This is a genomic window from Marilutibacter aestuarii, assembly GCF_006546775.1.
Taxonomy (GTDB): domain Bacteria; phylum Pseudomonadota; class Gammaproteobacteria; order Xanthomonadales; family Xanthomonadaceae; genus Marilutibacter; species Marilutibacter aestuarii.
Genome location: NZ_VICE01000007.1, coordinates 22,921 through 40,584, shown reverse-complemented (window position 1 = coordinate 40,584; position 17,664 = coordinate 22,921). Strand labels below are relative to the sequence as shown.

Genomic DNA, 17,664 nt, shown 5'->3' with positions numbered 1-17,664 from the left:
CGCGGCATCGAACACACAACGAGGTCAGCATGGTTTCCCTGCATCCCACCATCGCCGAGGTCACCGAGCGCATCCGCGCCCGCAGCCGCGACGGGCGCGCGGCCTACCTGGCGCGGATCGACGCCGCCGCCGGCCAGGGCCCGCACCGGGCCACCCTCTCCTGCGGCAACCTGGCCCATGGCTTCGCCGCCTGCGGCCCCGCGGACAAGGAGGCGCTGCGCGACGGCCGCGCGCCCAACCTGGGCATCGTCACCGCCTACAACGACATGCTCTCGGCGCACCAGCCCTTCGAGCGCTTCCCGTTCCTGATCAAGAACGCCGCGCGCAACGCCGGCGCGACCGCACAGGTCGCCGGCGGCGTGCCGGCGATGTGCGACGGCGTCACCCAGGGCCGGGCCGGCATGGAGCTGAGCCTGTTCTCGCGCGACGTGATCGCGCTCTCCACCGCGGTCGCGCTGTCGCATGACATGTTCGACGCCGCGCTCTACCTCGGCGTCTGCGACAAGATCGTGCCCGGCCTGCTGATCGGCGCGCTGAGCTTCGGCCACCTGCCGGCGATCTTCGTGCCGGCGGGACCGATGCCCTCCGGCATCCCCAACGACGAGAAGTCCCGCGTGCGGCAGCGCTACGCGGAGGGCAAGGCCACGCGCGAGGAACTGCTGGAGGCCGAGTCGGCGAGCTACCACTCGCCCGGCACCTGCACCTTCTACGGCACCGCCAATTCCAACCAGATGCTGATGGAGATCATGGGCCTGCACCTGCCGGGCGCCAGCTTCGTCAACCCCAACACGCCCCTGCGCGATGCGCTGACCGCCGAGGCGGCGCGCCGGGCGGCGGCGATCACCGCGCTGGGCACGGACTACCGGCCCGTCGGTCGCCTGGTCGACGAGCGCGCCATCGTCAACGGCGTCGTCGGCCTGCACGCGACCGGCGGCTCGACCAACCACCTGCTGCACATCGTCGCCATCGCCGCGGCGGCCGGCATCGAGCTCAGGCTCGAGGACTTCGACGCGCTGTCTTCGGTGGTCCCGCTGCTGGCGCGCGTGTATCCCAACGGCAGCGCCGACGTGAACCACTTCCATGCCGCCGGCGGGCTGGCCTTCATGATCGGCGAGCTGCTCGACGCCGGCCTGTTGCATGGCGACGTGGAAACCGTCGCCGGGCCCGGCCTCGCGCGCTACCGCGTGGAGGCCCGGCTCGACGAGGCCGGCGGCCTGGTCCATGTGCCGGCCCCCGGGCGCAGCGCCGCTCTCTCCGTGCTGCGTCCGGTGGCCGAGCCGTTCCGTGCCGACGGTGGGCTGCGCGTGTTGCGCGGCAACCTCGGCACCGGCGCGATCAAGGTCTCCGCGGTACCGGACGACCGCCAGGTAGTCGAGGCGCCGTGCCGGATCTTCAGCGAGCAGGGCGAGGTCAAGCACGCCTTCGAGCAGGGCGAGCTCGACCGCGACGTGGTCGTGGTCGTCCGCTTCCAGGGGCCGCAGGCCAACGGCATGCCGGAGCTCCACCAGCTCACGCCGACCCTGGGCGTGCTGCAAAAGCGCGGCCATCGCGTTGCCCTGGTCACCGACGGCCGCATGTCCGGGGCCTCGGGCCAGGTGCCCGCCGCGATCCATGTCAGCCCCGAGGCCGCCTGCGGCGGGCCGCTGGCGCGCCTGCGCGACGGCGACGTGGTCCGCGTCGATGCCGTCGCCGGCACCCTGGAGGCGATGGTGGACGCGGCCGTGTTCGAGGCCCGCGAAGCGGCCACGGCCGACCTGGCCAGCCACCACGCCGGCATGGGCCGCGAGCTGTTCGACCTGTTCCGTCGCGTCGCCGGTCCGGCCACGCGCGGGGCCAGCGCCTTCGACGCGAGCGCGACCTGATCGTGCCGCCGCGTCCATTTCCCACCCGCGCCTGCGGCTCGTCCGCACGCCGAGCCGGCCTTTGACGGAGCCCCTGATGACCCTGATCGAGAAAGTGCTGCACCTGGCCCCGGTGATCCCCGTGGTCGTGATCGACGATGCCCGCCAGGCGGTGCCGCTGGCGCGCGCGCTCGTGGCCGGCGGCCTGCCGGTCATCGAAGTGACCCTGCGGACCGCCGCCGCGCTGGACGCGGTGCGCGCGATCGCCGACGAAGTCCCCGACGCCGTGATCGGCACCGGTACCGTGCGTCGCCCGGCCGACCTGGACGCTTCGGCGAAGGCCGGCGCGCGTTTCGCCGTCTCGCCCGGCGCCAGCCCGGACCTGGTCGCCGCCGCCCGGGGCCACGACGTGGGCTGGTTGCCCGGCGCGGCCACGGCCTCGGAGGCAATGACCCTGGCCGAGCAGGGCTTCGTGTTCCAGAAGTTCTTCCCGGCCGAGGCGGCGGGCGGTACCGCCCTGCTGCGCAGCCTGCACGGGCCGATGCCGGAGATCCGCTTCTGCGCGACCGGCGGTATTGGCGTCAAGAACGCGCCGGACTACCTGGCCACGCCGAACGTCGCCTGCGTGGGCGGCTCGTGGTGCACCCCCGCGGCGCTGATGCGCGCGGGCGACTGGCAGGCCATCGAGGCCCTGGCGCTGGCGGCGTCGCAGCTGCGCGGCGACTGAGCGCGCGGGTTCGCCGCCCTCAGGCCTTCGGTCGGGGCGGCGCGGTCGAACCGCGGACCACCAGTACCGGGCTGAAGCCTTCGTTGGGGTGGGTCTCGATGGGCGTTTCGTTGTCGCGGCGCAGTTCGGCGATCAAGCGATAGGTGGCGTGGCGCGCGATCGCCTCGGTCGCCTGGCTGGCGGTGGTCAGCGGCGGCCATGACTGCTTGGAGAACGGGCTGTCCTCGAAGCCGGCGATGGACAGGTCGTAGGGCACGTTCAGGCCACTGGAGCGCGCCGCGGCCAGCACGCCGGCGGCGATCTCGTCGTTGCTGCCGAAGATCGCGCTCGGGCGGTCGGGGAGGGCGAGCAGGCGCCGCGCGCCGCGGAAGCCATCGTCGAAGGAGTAGTCGCCGGGCAGGACCAGGGTGTCGTCCTCCTCGATGCCGTAGTCGGCCAAGGCCTTGGCGTACCCCTTGTAACGCTCCCAGCTGGACTTGTGCGAGGTGCCGCCCCACAGGAAGCCGATGCGCTGGTGGCCAAGCTGGATCAGGTGCTCGGTGATGTCGTAGGCGGCATCGTGGTCGTCCACCCAAACGCAGGGCGCGCCATCGTGCGGGTCGGCCGCGGCGGAGACGATGCGCACCAGCTTGATGTCCTGCGCGACCAGCTCCTTGACCAGTTCCATCTGCTCGGACATCGGCGGCGCCAGCACCAGCCCGGCCAGGCGGGCGCCCTGCACCAGGTCGATCAGGTCCGCGGCGAGTACCGGCGAGGACGCGTCGCAGGGATGGATCTGCAGGCCGTAGCCGGTCTCCCGGCAGGCCGAGAGCACGCCGTTCTGGACGGCAATGATGTAGTACGGGTTCGGGTTGTCGTAGACCACGCCCAGCGCGTAGGGCTGCGCGCTGCGCAGGCTGCGCGCCGAAGGGTCGGGACGGTAGCCCAGCTCGCTGATCGCCTCGTTGACGCGCTCGCGGGTGCGCGCGCGCACCCCCGGCTCGTCGTTGATGACCCGCGAAACGGTCTTGAGCGAGACTTCGGCGCGTTCGGCGACGTCTTTGATCGTGGGTCGGCGCACCGGAACCTCGGTTGTTCGGGTCAATGGCCTAGCGTAACGTCCGCGGCGCGCGCCGGGAACACCGGGCGCGCCGTCGGCGCTCATCCCGCTTTCGACAGCCCGGCGCGGTGGCCGGCGCGCGCGAAGTAGAGGATGTACAGGTAGCACGGCACCATCAGCAGCAGGAACACCCACTGGAAGTCGTGCGCCTGCTTGAAGTGCGCGAACAGCTGCGGGATCACCGCGCCACCGGCGATGCCCATGATCATGATCGCCGAACCGTACTCGGTCAGCCGGCCCAGGCCACGGATCGCCAGCGGGAAGATCGCCGGCCACATCATCGCGTTGGCGAAGCCCAGCAGCGCCACGAAGGCCACCGACACGTAGCCGCTGGTGAGGAACGCGCCGATGGTGAACAGCACGCCGAGCACGGCCGACACCGAAAGGTAGCGTTCCTGCGAGATGTAGCGCGGGATCGTCACCAGGCCCACCAGGTAGCCGACCAGCATGCCGCCCAGGGTCAACGAGGTGAAGAACTTGGTGTGGTCCAGTGGCAGGCCCAGCGATTCGCCATAGATGCCGATGGCGTCGCCGGCCATCACCTCGACGCCCACGTAGGCGAACAGGCAGGCCGCGCCCAGCCACAGGTGCGGGTACTGGAACAGGCTGCGCTTGCCGCCGGCGGACTCGGCGTTCGCCTCCTCGGGACGGATTTCAGGCAAGGGCGAGAACAGCACGCCGACCGCGACCAGCGCGAGCAGGCCGGCCATCACCATGTAGGGGTCGTGGATGCGCGAGGCGAACTCGTTGAGCAGGGCATCCTTGGTCGCCGCGTCGGCACCTTCGACCTGGGCGGCCAGGTCGCCCATGCCGTGCAGGACGAGCGCACCGAGCAGGAGCGGCGCGGCGATGCCGGCGAGCTTGTTGCAGATGCCCATCACCGCGATGCGCTGCGCCGCGCCCTCGATCGGGCCGAGGATGGAGATGTAGGGATTGGCCGCGGTCTGCAGGATCGCCAGGCCGGTGCCGATGATGAAGATGCCGGTGACCGCGCCGGGGTAGTAACGCTGGGTCGTGTACTGGCCGAACACCGCGGCCCCCACCGCCATGACCAGCAGCGCCAGCGCCATGCCCTTCTTCATGCCGGTCTTCTTCAGGATCAGCGAGGACGGCAGGGCCAGGAAGAAGTAGGAGATGTAGAACGCGAACGGGATCAGGAACGCCGCCGATTCGCTGACGTCGAAGGCCAGCTTGGCGAAGCCGATCAGCGGGCCGTTGAGCCAGGTGACGAAGCCGAAGATGAAGAACAGCAGGCCGATGATCGCCATCGACCCGAGGTGGCGCTGCGCGCCGCCCTGGCCGGCGACTTCGGTGGCAGTGGTGGATGACATGTACGGACTCCCCTCCGGAACGGCGGGACGTCCCGCCTGTGGTGTGGACTGGCCTGGACCTTGCCGGCAGTCGTTGACTGCACGTTGTCACAAGATTGTCCTGTAAGCCAGTGGTCTAGATGGACCCACTTATACCGGCCTTTCAGGCGCAAAAACTCATGCTGCGGCGCAGCAAATTCACGGAATCGTGACGGTTGTTCGGGGCTCTGGGTGATTTTTTTGTCCGAAGTGTTGACATCGTTGTCAGGACTGAAGCAGTCTCGGTTCGCACACCGGGCGGGGAGACGCGGAGGCCGGATGAAAGGGGAATGCAGCAGCACATGTCACACCTTCTTCAATCGCATGGATGTCGGCCCGATGACGGTCTCCCACCCCGCCCAGTCCTGCGGGACGCCGACCGCATGAGCGCAGCGGAAAAGTTCGCCGCGTCCGCGCGCGGTCGCTTCATCGCCGCCGACGTCGGCGGCACCCACACGCGCGTCGGCCTAGTCCGCGCCGGCGGCCCCGACGAGTCGCCGATCGCCGTGCTCGCGCATCGCAAGTACGCCTGTGCCGACTATCCGGGCCTGGCCGAGATCCTGTCCGACTTCATTGCCGCCATCCCCGGCGGCGCCGGTCCGGTCGAGAGCGTGGCGATCGCCTGCGCCGGCGTGGTCCTCGACGACACGGTCATCAACTCCAACCTCAGCTGGAAGGTCTCGCTGTCGGAGCTGCGCCGCGCGCTCGGCCTGGAGCGCGTGCTCTTCATCAACGACTTCCAGGCCGCCGCCCACGCCGCCCAGTGCATGGACCCCGCGGATTCGACCCTGCTCACGCCGGGCGTCGACGCGATCGAGCCCGGCCCGGTGCTGGTGATCGGCCCGGGTACCGGCCTGGGCGCGGCCGTCCGCGTCCCGCATCGCGGCGGCACCGTCGTGCTGCCGACCGAGGCCGGCCACGCCGCGTTCTCGCCCGGCAACGCGCGCGAGATCGAGATCCTGCGCCAGCTGCAGCAGCGCGGCGCGCACGTGCCCAACGAGGACCTGGTATCCGGACCCGGGCTGGCCAACATCTACCGCGCGCTGTGCGCCATCGACGGCACCCGGCCGGTCACCCTGGCGCCGGCCGGCATCACCGCCGCGGCCCGCGAGGGCGACGCGGTCGCGCGCGAAGCGGTGCTGACGTTCTGCGCGCTGCTGGGCAGCGTGATCGGCGACCTCGCCGTGACCAGCAGCGCCCGCGCGGTGTTCATCGCCGGCGGGATCCTGCCGCAGCTCAAGGATTTCCTCGCAGACAGCCAGTTCCTGGCCCGCCTGCGCGACAAGGGGGCGATGCAGCCGGTGCTCGAGCGGCTGCCGGTCCGCCTGATCGAGAACGACCGGCTGGGCGTCATCGGTGCCGCCAGCTGGTACCTGGAGCATGCGCGCACCGACTGAACCGACCGTAGCAACGAAGCGCCGCCCGGTCCGTGCCGGTCGGCATCGACACACCGGACCACGCCAGCCCCGCCAAGAAGGGAAGCATGGGCCGGATACGAAACCGAGGGAGAGAGAACACAATGAAGCTTCGCAAATCCATGCTGTCGGCGAGCATCGTCGCAGCCTTGATGGTTTCGGCCACCGCGACCGCGCAGGACGCTCCGGCCGAAGCCCCATCCGACAATCCCCAGGCCGCCGGCACCCGCGACGACGCCACCGACCTGGACACGATCATCGTCACCGGCATCCGCGGCAGCCTCGAGAAGTCCCTCGACACCAAGCGTGACGCGGCGACCCACGTCGAGGCGGTCAGCGCCGAGGACATCGGCAAGCTGCCAGCCAAGAACGTGGCCGACGCCCTGCAGCAGCTGCCGGGCGTGAACATCAGCTCCTCCAGCGCCAGCGAGGGCGGCTTCGACGAAGCCGACCGCGTCAGCCTGCGCGGCACCAACCCCAGCCTCACCCAGACCCTGGTCAACGGCCACGCCATCGGCACCGGCGACTGGTTCGTCCTGAGCCAGGTCGCCAACGTCGGCCGCAGCGTCAGCTACTCGCTGCTGCCGGCCGAGATCGTCGACCAGGTCGTGGTGCACAAGTCCTCCGAGGCCAAGCTGGTCGAGGGTGGCAGCGCCGGCTCGGTCGACATCATCACCCGCAAGCCGCTCCAGTACCCCGACCAGCTGACCATCTCCGGCTCGGTCGGCGCGGTGCATTCGGACCTGGCCGGCGAGACCGATCCGCAGGTCAGCGCGCTGTTCAACTGGAAGAACGACGCCAACAACCTGGGCGTGCTGCTGCAGGCCTTCTACCAGGAGCGCAGCCTGCGCCGCGACGGCCAGGAAGTGGTCGGCGGCTACGGCCAGATCGCCTATGACGCGCCGGTCACCGTGACCAATCCCGACCTCGCCGGCGTGCTCTACCCGAACCTGCTCGGCGCGGTGCTGTTCGAGCAGAAGCGCGAGCGCCGCGGCGGCGTGCTGGACATCCAGTTCAAGCCGACCGACAACCTGACGCTCGACCTCAACGGCTTCTACTCCAAGCTCGAGGCCGACAACTACAACCGCAACTACATGATGTGGACGAGCCAGTTCGCCAACATCCGTGCCCCGGAGCCGGGCTACGTGGTCGATGGCAACCTGCTCACCCACGCCGTCTACCCGGCGGTGACCGGCGGCACCGAAGTGCCCTACGGCGTTTACGACATGATCTCCCGGCCGGGTGCTTCGTCGGAGTCGAAGTACCTCACGCTGGAGGCCGACTGGCAGGCGACCGACAACCTGGACTTCCATTTCCAGGCCGGCACCACCAAGGGCAATGGCCGCAGCGAGACCCAGGACGTGCTCGAGACCGGCATCGCCCCGAACGGCGGCGCCAGCTGGTCGATGCACGGCATCGACGAGGCGATCGACTGGAGCCTGGGCGGCAACAACACGCCTTCGACCCACCGCCCCGACTTCGGCTGGATCTTCGGTGGCCAGGGCATCGACGTGCTCGACAAGGAAGACTGGTTCGCCGCCGACGGCACTCTGTTCACGATGAGCGACAGCGTGCTGTCCTCGCTGGACTTCGGCGTGCGCTACGCCGAGCACGAGCGCAGCAACGACTACGAGATCGCGCAGGGCCCGAACTGGGCGTCGCCGTGGCAGGACATCAGCGCCTACCCGACCACCGGCGGCTATTACCCGGGCGACTTCGGCAACGGCCTGGGCGGCAACTTCCCGGGTGGCATCTGGTACTACACCCCGGACCAGCTGGCCCAGATCAACGCCGACTTCGCCAACCGCAACTTCCCCGAGCGCTTCTACTTCTCCGACGTCTACGGCGTGTACGAGAAGAACTCGGCGGCCTACGTGCAGGCCAACTTCACCGGCGACAGCTGGAGCGGCAACATCGGCCTGCGCTATGTCAGGACCGACAGCGACATCGAGTACACCCAGGCGCTGCCGATCGGTTCGGGCATCCCGGGGGCGATCACCGGTTCCGCGTTCGGCGACTACCTGAAGGTCTCCAACAGCAAGGACTACGACGAGCTGCTGCCCAGCGCGAACGTCAAGTTCGACCTCAGCAGCGACCTGCTGCTGCGCTTCGCCGCGTCCAAGACCATGACCCGCCCGGACTACTCCGCGCTGGCCGGTTCGCTGACCCTGGACGACCTGACCCACACCGGCAGCGGCGGCAACCCCGACCTGGATCCGCTGATCTCGACCAACCTCGACGCTTCGCTGGAGTGGTACTTCGCCCCGCGCGCACTGCTGTCGTTCAGCGTGTTCCAGATGGACCTGAAGGACTACATCAGCTTCGGCAACCAGACCATCCAGTACAAGGACCAGCAGGCCAGCCAGGATGCCGGTACCGACGTCTACTCGGACTACCTGGTCTCCGTGCCGGTCAACACCGACGGCAAGCTGAAGGGTTACGAGATCGGTTACCAGCAGCCGATCGGCGAGTGGTTCGGCGTCGCCGCCAACTACACCTTCGCCGATGGCGAGACCGACGACGGCAAGCCGCTCAACGGTGCCTCGCGCAACACCTACAACCTGTCGGCGTATTTCGAGAACGAGCGCTTCAACGCGCGCGTGGCCTACACCTTCCGCGAGGCCTTCTACGCGGGCGTGTCGCGCACCGATTCGTTCTACCAGGACGACTTCGGCACCGTGTCGGCCTCGCTGGGCTGGAAGATCAACGATGCGATGAGCCTGTCGCTCGATGGCCTGAACCTCAACAACCCGACCTACTCGTACTACACCGACAGTGCCGTGGGCGTGCTCCCGTACGCCATGTACTCCAACGGCCGCCAGTACTACCTGAGCTTCCGCTTCAGCTACTGAGGCACGCGCAGGGCCGCGCCACCCGGCGCGGCGATCCACCCGGCGGGCCCGCTTCTGGCGGGCCCGCCCCCATTTTCCGCGACGGCCGCCCGCGATCGGGCGATCATCGCAAGACGGATTCGAACAACACGAGCGGGGACACGGCATGACCGGCAGCACACGCAGGGCGACCTCACGATTCTTCGCGGCGGGCCTGGCCTGCGCGCTGCTGGCGGCATGCAACGCGCCGGACACCGATCCTGGCGCTGCCGCGGACGTCGCCAAGGCGCAGGGCGCCATCCCGGCCCCCGACCTCGTCCCGCGTCCGCGCACGCTCGAAGCAGGCCAGGGCCATTTCACGCTGTCGGACGCCACGCCGATGCTGGCCTCGGGCGAAGGCGCCAAGGCCGAGGCCGAGCGCTTCGCCGCGTACATGCGCGACACCCTCGGCATCGCCCTGGCGATGGGCGCCGGCAACGAAGGCAAGGGCGCCATCCGCTTCGTCGTCGATCCCGGTTTCAAGGCGGATTCGCCGGAAGCCTATCGCCTGCACGTCGCGCCCTCGGGCATCGACATCAGCGCCGCCACGCCCGCTGGCCTGTCCCGTGGCGCGGCGACCCTGTGGCAACTGGCCGCCAATCCCGGCGCCGAAGGGCGCATCCCGGCGCTGAGCATCGACGATGCGCCGCGCTTCGCGTGGCGCGGCTTCATGCTCGATTCCGCGCGCCACTTCCAGAGCCTGGACGAGATCAAGAAGCTGCTCGACGCCATGGCGCTGCAGAAGATGAACACCTTCCACTGGCACCTGACCGACGACCAGGGCTGGCGGATCGAGATCAAGCGCTATCCGAAACTCACGGAGGTGGGTGCATGCCGCCTGCCCGCCGGCGACGCCGGCAAGGACCCCGCCACCGGCGAACCGCGCCCCTATTGCGGCTTCTATACCCAGGACCAGGTCCGTGAAGTCGTCGCCTATGCCGCCGCGCGCCACATCATGGTGGTGCCCGAGCTGGACATCCCGGGGCACGCGACCGCGGCCATCGCGGCCTATCCGGAACTGGGCACGATCGACACCCCGCTGGTGCCGTCCAACGAGTGGGGTGTCTTCCCCAACCTGTTCAACACCGAGGAGGACACCATGGTCTTCCTCGAGAACGTGCTGAGCGAGATGATCGGGCTCTTTCCCGGCCCGTACGTGCACATCGGCGGCGACGAGGCTGTCAAGGACCAGTGGGAGGCCTCGGCGCGGGTGCAGCAACACATGCGCGAGGCGGGCGCGAAGGACGAGATGGCCATGCAGGGGCTGATGGTCGAGCGCCTGGAGAAGTTCCTCGCCGCGCACGACAAGCGCCTGATCGGCTGGGACGAGATCCTCGAGGCCGACCTGCCCGACGAAGCGACGGTGATGTCCTGGCGCGGCATCGACGGCGGCATCGAAGCCGCGCGCAAGGGCCACGACGTGGTGATGGCGCCGGTGTCGGACCTCTACATGGACTACCTGCAGACCGATTCGCCGGACGAGCCGCCGGGCCGCCCGGCGACCATCCCGCTGCAGCAGGTCTATGCGTTCGACCCGGTGCCCGGCGCGCTCGACGAAACGCAGCGCAAGCACATCCTCGGCCTGCAGGCGACGATGTTCACCGAGCACACCCGCTTCGACGAGCGCCTCGAGCACAACGTCTTCCCGCGCCTGGCGGCGGTCGCCGAGACGGGGTGGACGCCCGCCGGGGAGAAGGACTGGGCCGATTTCCGCCAGCGCCTGCCCACGCTGCTGCATCGCTACGACCTGCTCGGCATCCGCTACGCGAAGACGCCGTTCCAGGTGCAGGCCGTGGCCGAGGACGACCGCGCCGCCGGCAAGGCGTCGATCCGCCTGTCCAATCCGCTCGAATACGAAGTGCGCTACACCACCGACGGCAGCGAGCCCGGCGCCGCTTCGCCGGTCTACGACGCGCCGCTGGACCTGCAGCTGCCGATCGAACTCAAAGCCGCCGCGTTCTTCGATGGGCGACCGCTGGCGACGCCGCAGGCCTTCCGTTTCGACGCCGACTCCCTGCTCAGCCGCACCGACGAACAACTGGCGGTGTGTCCCGATGCCGGGCGGCTGTTGTTGCGCCTGGAGGACGACGGCCCGGCCGACGGCGAGCGCGCGATCTTCAACGTGACGATCTTCTATCCCTGCTGGCAGTGGAACGGCGCCGACCTGGACGGCATCGCCGCGCTGGACGTCCGCCTGGGGCGCATTCCGTACTATTTCCAGCTGGCCCACGACGAACCGCTCCGCAGCTTCGAGCCGGCCACCGGCGCGCACGGCGAACTGCTCGTCCATGCCGGCGGCTGCGAGGGCGAGCGCCTGGCCGCGGTCCCGCTGCCGGCGGCGCCGGAGGCCGATGGCTTCGTCGACCTGAAGGTGGAGCTGCCGGCCGGAACCCGCGGTCGCCAGGACCTGTGCATTCGCGCCACCGGCGATACGCGTCCGACGATGTGGGTGCTCGATCGCGCGACGCTGGTGCCGCGCGCGCGCTGAGATGCGTGTTTCCTGAACGGGGAATACCCCGCTGGGGCTGGAAAACGCGCTGTTTGCCGCGTCTCCCGTCGCAGTCGGGGTATCCTATAAGGGTTTACAGGGGGCCCCACGATGAAACTACGCTTGCTGATCCTGGCGACGCTGTTCGCCGCGTCTTTCTCCGCCCTGGCGCAAACCCTGCCCAGGCCCGCCGAGTTCTACTTCGACGCCGACAGCCACGCGACCAAGCCGATCGTCGTCGTCAACGAGACCGGTGAAGCCGCGATGGCGCGCTTGTTGGCGACCATCCAGCGCGACCCGCATGCCAATGCCGAAGCGGCCCAGCTGGGCCACATGGCGATGGAGGCCGGCCGCATCGAGGTGGGCCAGGCGCTGTACCAGCGTGCCCTCAGTGGCCTGGGCAGCGGCAACACGCTGTGGCGCGCGGCCAAGTGGAACTATGCCTGGGACCTGTATCGCAGCGGCGACCGCGAGGCCGCGCTGACGCAGTGGGTCGAGCTGGTGACGGCGCGCAACATCACCGGCAGCTGGATGCCGCAGACCCTGGCGATGGCCTTGTGGTCGGTGGACCGCAAGGACGAAGCCGTGCAGTGGTATGCCGCCGCCGTGCGCAGCGAGCCCGACCAGTGGCGCGGCACCTCGCGCTACGACGAGCTGCTGCCCGACTGGCGCGACGACGAGCGCGCGACCCTGGCCGAAGTGCAGGCCGCCTGGCAGGCCAATCCGCCCAGCTGGCCCTGAGCGGCGGCGCCGCCCACATCGACGGACGCAGCACAGGGCCGCCCCCGGGGCGGCCCTGTCTTTTGGCGGATCGGCACGCCTCCGGCCCTCGCGTTAGGATGGGACTTTCCACCAACGCGGCCGCGGGCCGCGCGACAGCCGCCATGCGCCGACTGCTTGCACTCTCTTCCCTGGGCCTCGCGCTGGCGCTGGCCATCCCCGCCGCCAGCGCCGCCGACCGCATCGTCGGCGAGGCCTTCGCCACCCGCAGCGAGGTCTACGCCCCGCACGCGATGGCAGCGACCTCGCATCCCTTGGCGACCCAGGTCGCGCTGGACGTGATGAAAGGCGGTGGCAGCGCGGTCGACGCGGCGATCGCCGCCAATGCCGCGCTCGGCCTGATGGAGCCCACCGGCAACGGCATCGGTGGCGACCTGTTCGCGATCGTCTGGGACCCGAAGACGAAGAAGCTGTACGGTTACAACGGGTCGGGGCGTTCCCCGCGTGGCCTGGACCTGGCGGAATTCCAGCGCCGCGGCCTCACCGAGGTGCCGCCGCATGGTCCCTTGCCGGTCACCGTGCCGGGCACGGTCGATGCCTGGTTCGCGCTGCACGGCCGCTTTGGCCGCCGCCCGATCGCCGAGGACCTCGCGCCCGCGATCCGATACGCCCGCGAGGGCCACCCGGTGCACCAGGTCATCGCCTATTACTGGGGCCGCAGCGTGCCGGTGCTGTCGAAGTGGCCGGGCTTCGCCGAACAGTTCACCGTCGACGGCAAGCGCGGCCCGCGCACCGGCGAGATGTGGCGCAACCCCAACCTGGCCAACACCCTGGAAGCGATCGCGGAGGGCGGTCGCGATGTGTTCTACAAGGGCGACATCGCGCGCCGGATCGACGCCTACTTCAAGGCCAACGATGGCTTCCTGCGCTACGAGGACCTGGCCGCGCACGAGGGCGAGTGGGTCGAGCCGGTCAGCACCCACTACCGCGGCTACGACGTCTGGGAGCTGCCGCCGAACGGGCAGGGCATCGCCGCGTTGCAGATCCTCAATATCCTGGAAGGCTACGACCTCAAGTCCTACGGCTTCGGCAGCCCCGAGCACGTGCACCTGTTCACCGAGGCCAAGAAGCTTGCCTTCGCCGACCGCGCCGCATCCTACGCCGATCCAGCGTTCTACCGCACCCCGGTGGAACGGCTGGTGTCCAAGGACTACGCCGCCGAGCGGCGCGCGCTGATCTCGATGGACCGCGCGATGAAGGCCGCCGAACCGGGCGTGATCCCGCAGCTCAACGAAGGCGACACCATCTACATGACCGTCGCCGACGCCGACGGCATGATGGTCTCGCTGATCCAGTCCAACTACCGCGGCATGGGCAGCGGCATGGCCCCGCCCGGCCTGGGCTTCATCTTCCAGGACCGCGGCGAGCAGTTCGTCCTGAAGCCCGGCCACCCCAACAGCTTCGCGCCGGGCAAGCGCCCGTTCCATACCATCATCCCCGCCTTCGTCACGCGTGACGGAAAGCCGTGGATGTCCTTCGGCGTCATGGGAGGCGCGATGCAACCCCAGGGCCACGCGCAGATCATCATCAACATGGTCGACTTCGGCATGAACCTGCAGGAAGCCGGCGACGCGCCTCGCATCCAGCACGACGGCTCCACCGAACCGGCGGGCCAGGCCGTCGCCATGAGCGACGGCGGCGAGCTCGACCTGGAGACCGGCTACCCCTACGAGACCGTGCGCGCGCTGATGCAGAAGGGCCACAGCGTGCGGTTCGCCCACGGCCCCTACGGCGGCTACCAGGCGATCCAGGTCAACCCGGAGGGTGGCTACATCGGCGCCAGCGAGTCCCGCAAGGACGGCCAGGCGGCCGGCTACTGACGCCGCGCCGCCCCTCCCGCCGAGTCCCCGGGTTCCCTCGATGTCCGCGACGCCATGATCAACGACGCACTCGATCTTCCCGCCTGGCGCAGCGCGCTGCAGCGCGACGGCCGCGTGCAGGTGCCCGACTTCCTGCAGGCCGACGCCGCCGACCGGCTGCGCGAATGCCTGGAGCGCGACGTGCCCTGGACCCTCGCCTTGCGCGACGGCGAAGGTCCGCGCACCCTCGACGCGGCCGCCTACGGCGCGATGGACGAGGCCGCGCGCATGGCGATGTACGCGCGCACGGCGGCGTCGGCGCGCGGGCAGGCGGGCGATGCCGGATATCGCTTCGCCTACGACAGCTACATGATGGTGTCGGCATACCAGCAGGGACGCGATCCGGGCCTGCTGCTGCACCGCCTGCTCGAGGTCTTCAACTCACCCCAGTACATCGCCTTTGCCCAGGCGCTGAGCGGCGATGCGCGGATCCGCCGGGTCAATGCCCAGGCCACGCGCTACCGCCCGGGGCAGTTCCTGCGCCGGCACACCGACATCGACAGCCGCGAAGGCCGCCTGTACGCCTACGTGCTCAATCTGGCCCCGCACTGGGAGGCGGACTGGGGTGGCTTGCTGCAGTTCATCGACGATGCCGGCCAGGTGGTCGACACCTTCCTGCCGCGCGCCAACAGCCTCTCGCTGTTCGCGGTACCGACCGGGCACGCGGTGAGCCTGGTGGCGCCCTGGGCCGGCAATGATCGCCTCGCGATCACCGGCTGGTGGCAGCTTTGAGTCCAGCGCCATGAGCCAGCAGGTGCGCACCTTGCTGCAACGCGCCTGGCAGGCCATACAGGCGGGGCAGTGGCAGGCTGCATGCGATGCCGCCCACGAGGCGACGCGCGCGGATGCGGGCGCCTTCGACGCCTGGCGCATGCTCGGCATCGCCGCGCTGCGGCTCGGGCGCGCGGAGCTGGCCCTGCAGGCCCTGCAGCGCGCGCACGTGCTCAAGCCCGGCGACGCCGGCACCGCGCTGGACCTGGGGGGGCTCTGGCTGGACGCCGGACAGCCCGCGCGGGCCCGGCCCCTGCTCGCCGACGCCGCGGCGGGATTGCCGGGCGATCCCCGCGCGCAGTTCCGCCTGGCCACTGCGGCCTATGCCCAGGGCGACTTCGAGGTCGCCGCGCGTGGCTTCGAGGCCGCGACGCGCCTGCAGCCGGACTGGGTGATGGCCTGGAACAACCTGGCCGCCGCGCACGGCCGTCGCGGCGACTACCCGGCGGCCATCGCGGCAGCGCGCAACGTCCAGGCGCTGGCCCCGGTGGAGGCCACCGGCCACTTCGCGCTGGCGGCCTTGCTGAGCAACCGCTTCGACCGCGATGCGCTGGGCGAGGGCCTGCGCGCGGTCGAGGAGGCCTTGCGCCTGGACCCGGGGATGGCCGACGCGCATCGCATCGCCGCCCTCTTGTTGCGCAAGCTCGACGCCCCGGCGCGCGCCGAGGCCCACGCCCGGCGCGCCCTCGCGCTGGCGCCGGACGATGCCGACAACGTCGATGCCTGTGGCGAGCAACTGCTGCTCAACGACAAGCCGCGCGAGGCGACCGAGGTCTACGCAGCGGCCTTGCAGCGCGGGGTCGACGCCCCGGCGCTGCGCCGCCAGCTCGGCATCGCGCTGCTGCAGGACGGGCGCGCCGGCGACGCCCGCCAGGCGCTGTACGACGCGCTGTCCCGGGCTCCCGACGACCAGCGCACCATTGCCCACCTGGGCGTGGCGACCGCCGACGTGGAGGGCGGCGAGGCGGCGGGCGCGCTGCTCGGCGTGCAGCGGCACGTGCACCGGATCGCATTGCCGACGCCGCCCGGCTTCCCGGACGCGGCCCGGTTCCACGCCGCCCTGGCCGGGGACATCCGCCGGCACAGCCAACAGCGATGGGAGCCCGCCGGCCTCGCCGCGCGCCAGGCGTACCTCAGCGGCGACCTGCTGGCCGACCGCACCGCGGCGATCGTGGCGTTCGAGCAGGCCCTGAGGGCGGCGATCGACGCCTTCATCGCCGGCTGCAAGCCCGACCCCAAGGACGTGTTCCTGCGCAACATTCCCCGCGACTACGTGCTGCATGTGTGGGCCACGCAGGCCGCCGAAGGCGGGCACATCGACACCCACATCCACGAAGCGTCCTGGCTGTCGGGCGCGTACTACGTCGAACTGCCGCCGGCGGTCGCCGGCGACGATGGAACGCACCCCGGCTGGATCGAATTCGGCCGCCCCTACCCGCACCTGGCGCCAGCGGCCGCCGCGCTGCGCCTGGAGCAGCCGCGCGTCGGCGACCTGTTGCTGTTCCCGTCGTACCTGTTCCATCGCACCTTGCCCTACCGTGGCGCGGGCGAACGCATCAGCATCTCCTTCGACCTCGCGGCCGCCTGAGCCGCCGAACGGCGATTTGACCCGGTGAAAGCCGCGGGTGTACACCGGAAGCCCCGGCTGGAGGACCCCGCCATGCGCCGCCCACCCAAGGCTTTCGCATTTGCAGCTGCCGTGCTGGCAATGCTGTCCATCCCACCGCTGGCCGCCCAGCCGGACGCCTCACCGGAGGTGCGCGACGGGTTGGCGCCCCAGTTGCGGGAACTGAGCCTCAACCAGCTCGACCAGGCCGCATCGATGGCGGCCGACCATCCCAACGAACTCTGGCGTGCGCGGGCGCTGCGTTCGCTCAAGCTCGAGCGTCCCGAGCGGGCGGTCGAGCAGTTCCGGACGGCCGCCCGCTACGCCGACAAGTTCTCGCAGCACTCGCTGAGCCTGATGTACTGGCACGGCGTGGGCGTGTCCGCCGATCGCGCCCTGGCCTATGTCTGGAGCGACCTGGCCGCCGAGCGCGGCTACGAGGACCTGCTGCGCGTGCGCGAGAAGATGTGGCTGTCGCTGGACGCGGCCGAACGCCGGCGCGCGCTTGAGATCGGTCCGGCGCTGTACGCCCGCTACGGCGACGACGTGGCGCGGCCGCGGACGGACTGGGCGATCCGACGGGCGCTGGCGGATGCGACCGGCAGCCGCGTCGGCGCGACGGCGGATCGCATCGAGTTCGTCGCACCCACGCAGGGGCGCGCCAGGATGAGCGCCCGCACCGACATTCCGCGGGGCAGCGAATACTATGCCGCCCATCGCTGGTCGCCCGAGCGCTATTGGCAGGCCGAGGACCGCAAGTGGAACGGGCGGGTCATCGTGCTGCCGCTGGAAACCCTCGACGCGCCGGCCGACGTGGGGGCGGACGCTTCCGACGGGCCGGGCTGAGGCCCGGCGCGCG

12 protein-coding genes are annotated in these 17,664 nt (G+C 70.3%); 10 read left to right on the top strand and 2 right to left on the bottom strand.

The annotated features are described in order from the left end of the window. Positions 1 to 29 precede the first annotated feature (29 nt). Together edd and eda are read left to right on the top strand one after the other, a co-directional pair. A complete protein-coding gene (edd, locus tag FKV25_RS01135; RefSeq protein WP_141516951.1) occupies positions 30 to 1,862 on the top strand; it encodes a phosphogluconate dehydratase in 1,833 nt (610 codons plus the stop codon). A gap of 76 nt (positions 1,863 to 1,938) precedes the next feature. Next, on the top strand, positions 1,939 to 2,568 hold the full coding sequence (gene eda, locus FKV25_RS01130) for a bifunctional 4-hydroxy-2-oxoglutarate aldolase/2-dehydro-3-deoxy-phosphogluconate aldolase (RefSeq protein ID WP_141516950.1): 630 nt from the start codon (positions 1,939 to 1,941) through the stop codon (positions 2,566 to 2,568). Positions 2,569 to 2,587: 19 nt separating this feature from the next. Here the strand turns inward: eda and FKV25_RS01125 are convergent, their stop codons facing one another. Continuing rightward, positions 2,588 to 3,628, bottom strand: a complete 1,041-nt coding sequence (locus FKV25_RS01125) for a LacI family DNA-binding transcriptional regulator (protein ID WP_141516949.1) — start codon at positions 3,626 to 3,628, stop codon at positions 2,588 to 2,590. Positions 3,629 to 3,708: 80 nt separating this feature from the next. Continuing rightward, complete coding sequence (locus FKV25_RS01120) at positions 3,709 to 4,998, bottom strand: sugar MFS transporter (protein ID WP_141516948.1); 1,290 nt, start codon at positions 4,996 to 4,998, stop codon at positions 3,709 to 3,711. Positions 4,999 to 5,399: 401 nt separating this feature from the next. Here FKV25_RS01120 and FKV25_RS01115 point away from each other — a divergent pair, with 401 nt between their 5' ends. The 8 genes from FKV25_RS01115 (at position 5,400) to FKV25_RS01080 (ending at position 17,651) form a co-directional block, all read left to right on the top strand. Beyond that, on the top strand, positions 5,400 to 6,413 hold the full coding sequence (locus FKV25_RS01115; RefSeq protein ID WP_141516947.1) for a glucokinase: 1,014 nt from the start codon (positions 5,400 to 5,402) through the stop codon (positions 6,411 to 6,413). Between the two features lie 122 nt (positions 6,414 to 6,535). Then, positions 6,536 to 9,283, top strand: a complete 2,748-nt coding sequence (locus FKV25_RS01110) for a TonB-dependent receptor (protein WP_141516946.1) — start codon at positions 6,536 to 6,538, stop codon at positions 9,281 to 9,283. Between the two features lie 145 nt (positions 9,284 to 9,428). Beyond that, entirely contained in the window at positions 9,429 to 11,789 is a 2,361-nt protein-coding gene (locus FKV25_RS01105) for a beta-N-acetylhexosaminidase (protein WP_141516945.1), read from the top strand. A gap of 111 nt (positions 11,790 to 11,900) precedes the next feature. Beyond that, the gene (locus FKV25_RS01100) at positions 11,901 to 12,530 is read left to right on the top strand and encodes a tetratricopeptide repeat protein (RefSeq protein WP_141516944.1); all 630 of its coding nucleotides are present in this window, start codon (positions 11,901 to 11,903) and stop codon (positions 12,528 to 12,530) included. 143 nt (positions 12,531 to 12,673) lie between these two features. Further along, positions 12,674 to 14,389 (top strand): gamma-glutamyltransferase, encoded by a 1,716-nt coding sequence (ggt, locus tag FKV25_RS01095; protein WP_141516943.1) that lies wholly within the window; start codon positions 12,674 to 12,676, stop codon positions 14,387 to 14,389. Between the two features lie 54 nt (positions 14,390 to 14,443). After that, positions 14,444 to 15,160 carry a 2OG-Fe(II) oxygenase gene (locus tag FKV25_RS01090; protein WP_141516942.1) on the top strand — a complete coding sequence of 239 codons (717 nt, stop codon included), beginning with the start codon at positions 14,444 to 14,446 and terminating at the stop codon, positions 15,158 to 15,160. Positions 15,161 to 15,170: 10 nt separating this feature from the next. Next, positions 15,171 to 16,787 carry a putative 2OG-Fe(II) oxygenase gene (locus tag FKV25_RS01085; RefSeq protein ID WP_170218459.1) on the top strand — a complete coding sequence of 539 codons (1,617 nt, stop codon included), beginning with the start codon at positions 15,171 to 15,173 and terminating at the stop codon, positions 16,785 to 16,787. A 120-nt stretch (positions 16,788 to 16,907) separates the two neighbouring features. Then, a complete protein-coding gene (locus FKV25_RS01080; protein WP_141516940.1) occupies positions 16,908 to 17,651 on the top strand; it encodes an SEL1-like repeat protein in 744 nt (247 codons plus the stop codon). Positions 17,652 to 17,664 lie beyond the last annotated feature (13 nt).

Bases quoted from the DNA above. Each gene is read 5' to 3' on its own strand.
- FKV25_RS01110 (WP_141516946.1), top strand. From the start codon at position 6,536: ATGAAGCTTCGCAAATCCATGCTGTCGGCGAGCATCGTCGCAGCCTTG.
- eda (WP_141516950.1), top strand. From the start codon at position 1,939: ATGACCCTGATCGAGAAAGTGCTGCACCTGGCCCCGGTGATCCCCGTG.
- FKV25_RS01100 (WP_141516944.1), top strand. From the start codon at position 11,901: ATGAAACTACGCTTGCTGATCCTGGCGACGCTGTTCGCCGCGTCTTTC.
- FKV25_RS01105 (WP_141516945.1), top strand. From the start codon at position 9,429: ATGACCGGCAGCACACGCAGGGCGACCTCACGATTCTTCGCGGCGGGC.
- FKV25_RS01120 (WP_141516948.1), bottom strand. From the start codon at position 4,998: ATGTCATCCACCACTGCCACCGAAGTCGCCGGCCAGGGCGGCGCGCAG.
- FKV25_RS01085 (WP_170218459.1), top strand. From the start codon at position 15,171: ATGAGCCAGCAGGTGCGCACCTTGCTGCAACGCGCCTGGCAGGCCATA.
- FKV25_RS01115 (WP_141516947.1), top strand. From the start codon at position 5,400: ATGAGCGCAGCGGAAAAGTTCGCCGCGTCCGCGCGCGGTCGCTTCATC.
- edd (WP_141516951.1), top strand. From the start codon at position 30: ATGGTTTCCCTGCATCCCACCATCGCCGAGGTCACCGAGCGCATCCGC.
- FKV25_RS01080 (WP_141516940.1), top strand. From the start codon at position 16,908: ATGCTGTCCATCCCACCGCTGGCCGCCCAGCCGGACGCCTCACCGGAG.
- FKV25_RS01090 (WP_141516942.1), top strand. From the start codon at position 14,444: ATGATCAACGACGCACTCGATCTTCCCGCCTGGCGCAGCGCGCTGCAG.
- ggt (WP_141516943.1), top strand. From the start codon at position 12,674: ATGCGCCGACTGCTTGCACTCTCTTCCCTGGGCCTCGCGCTGGCGCTG.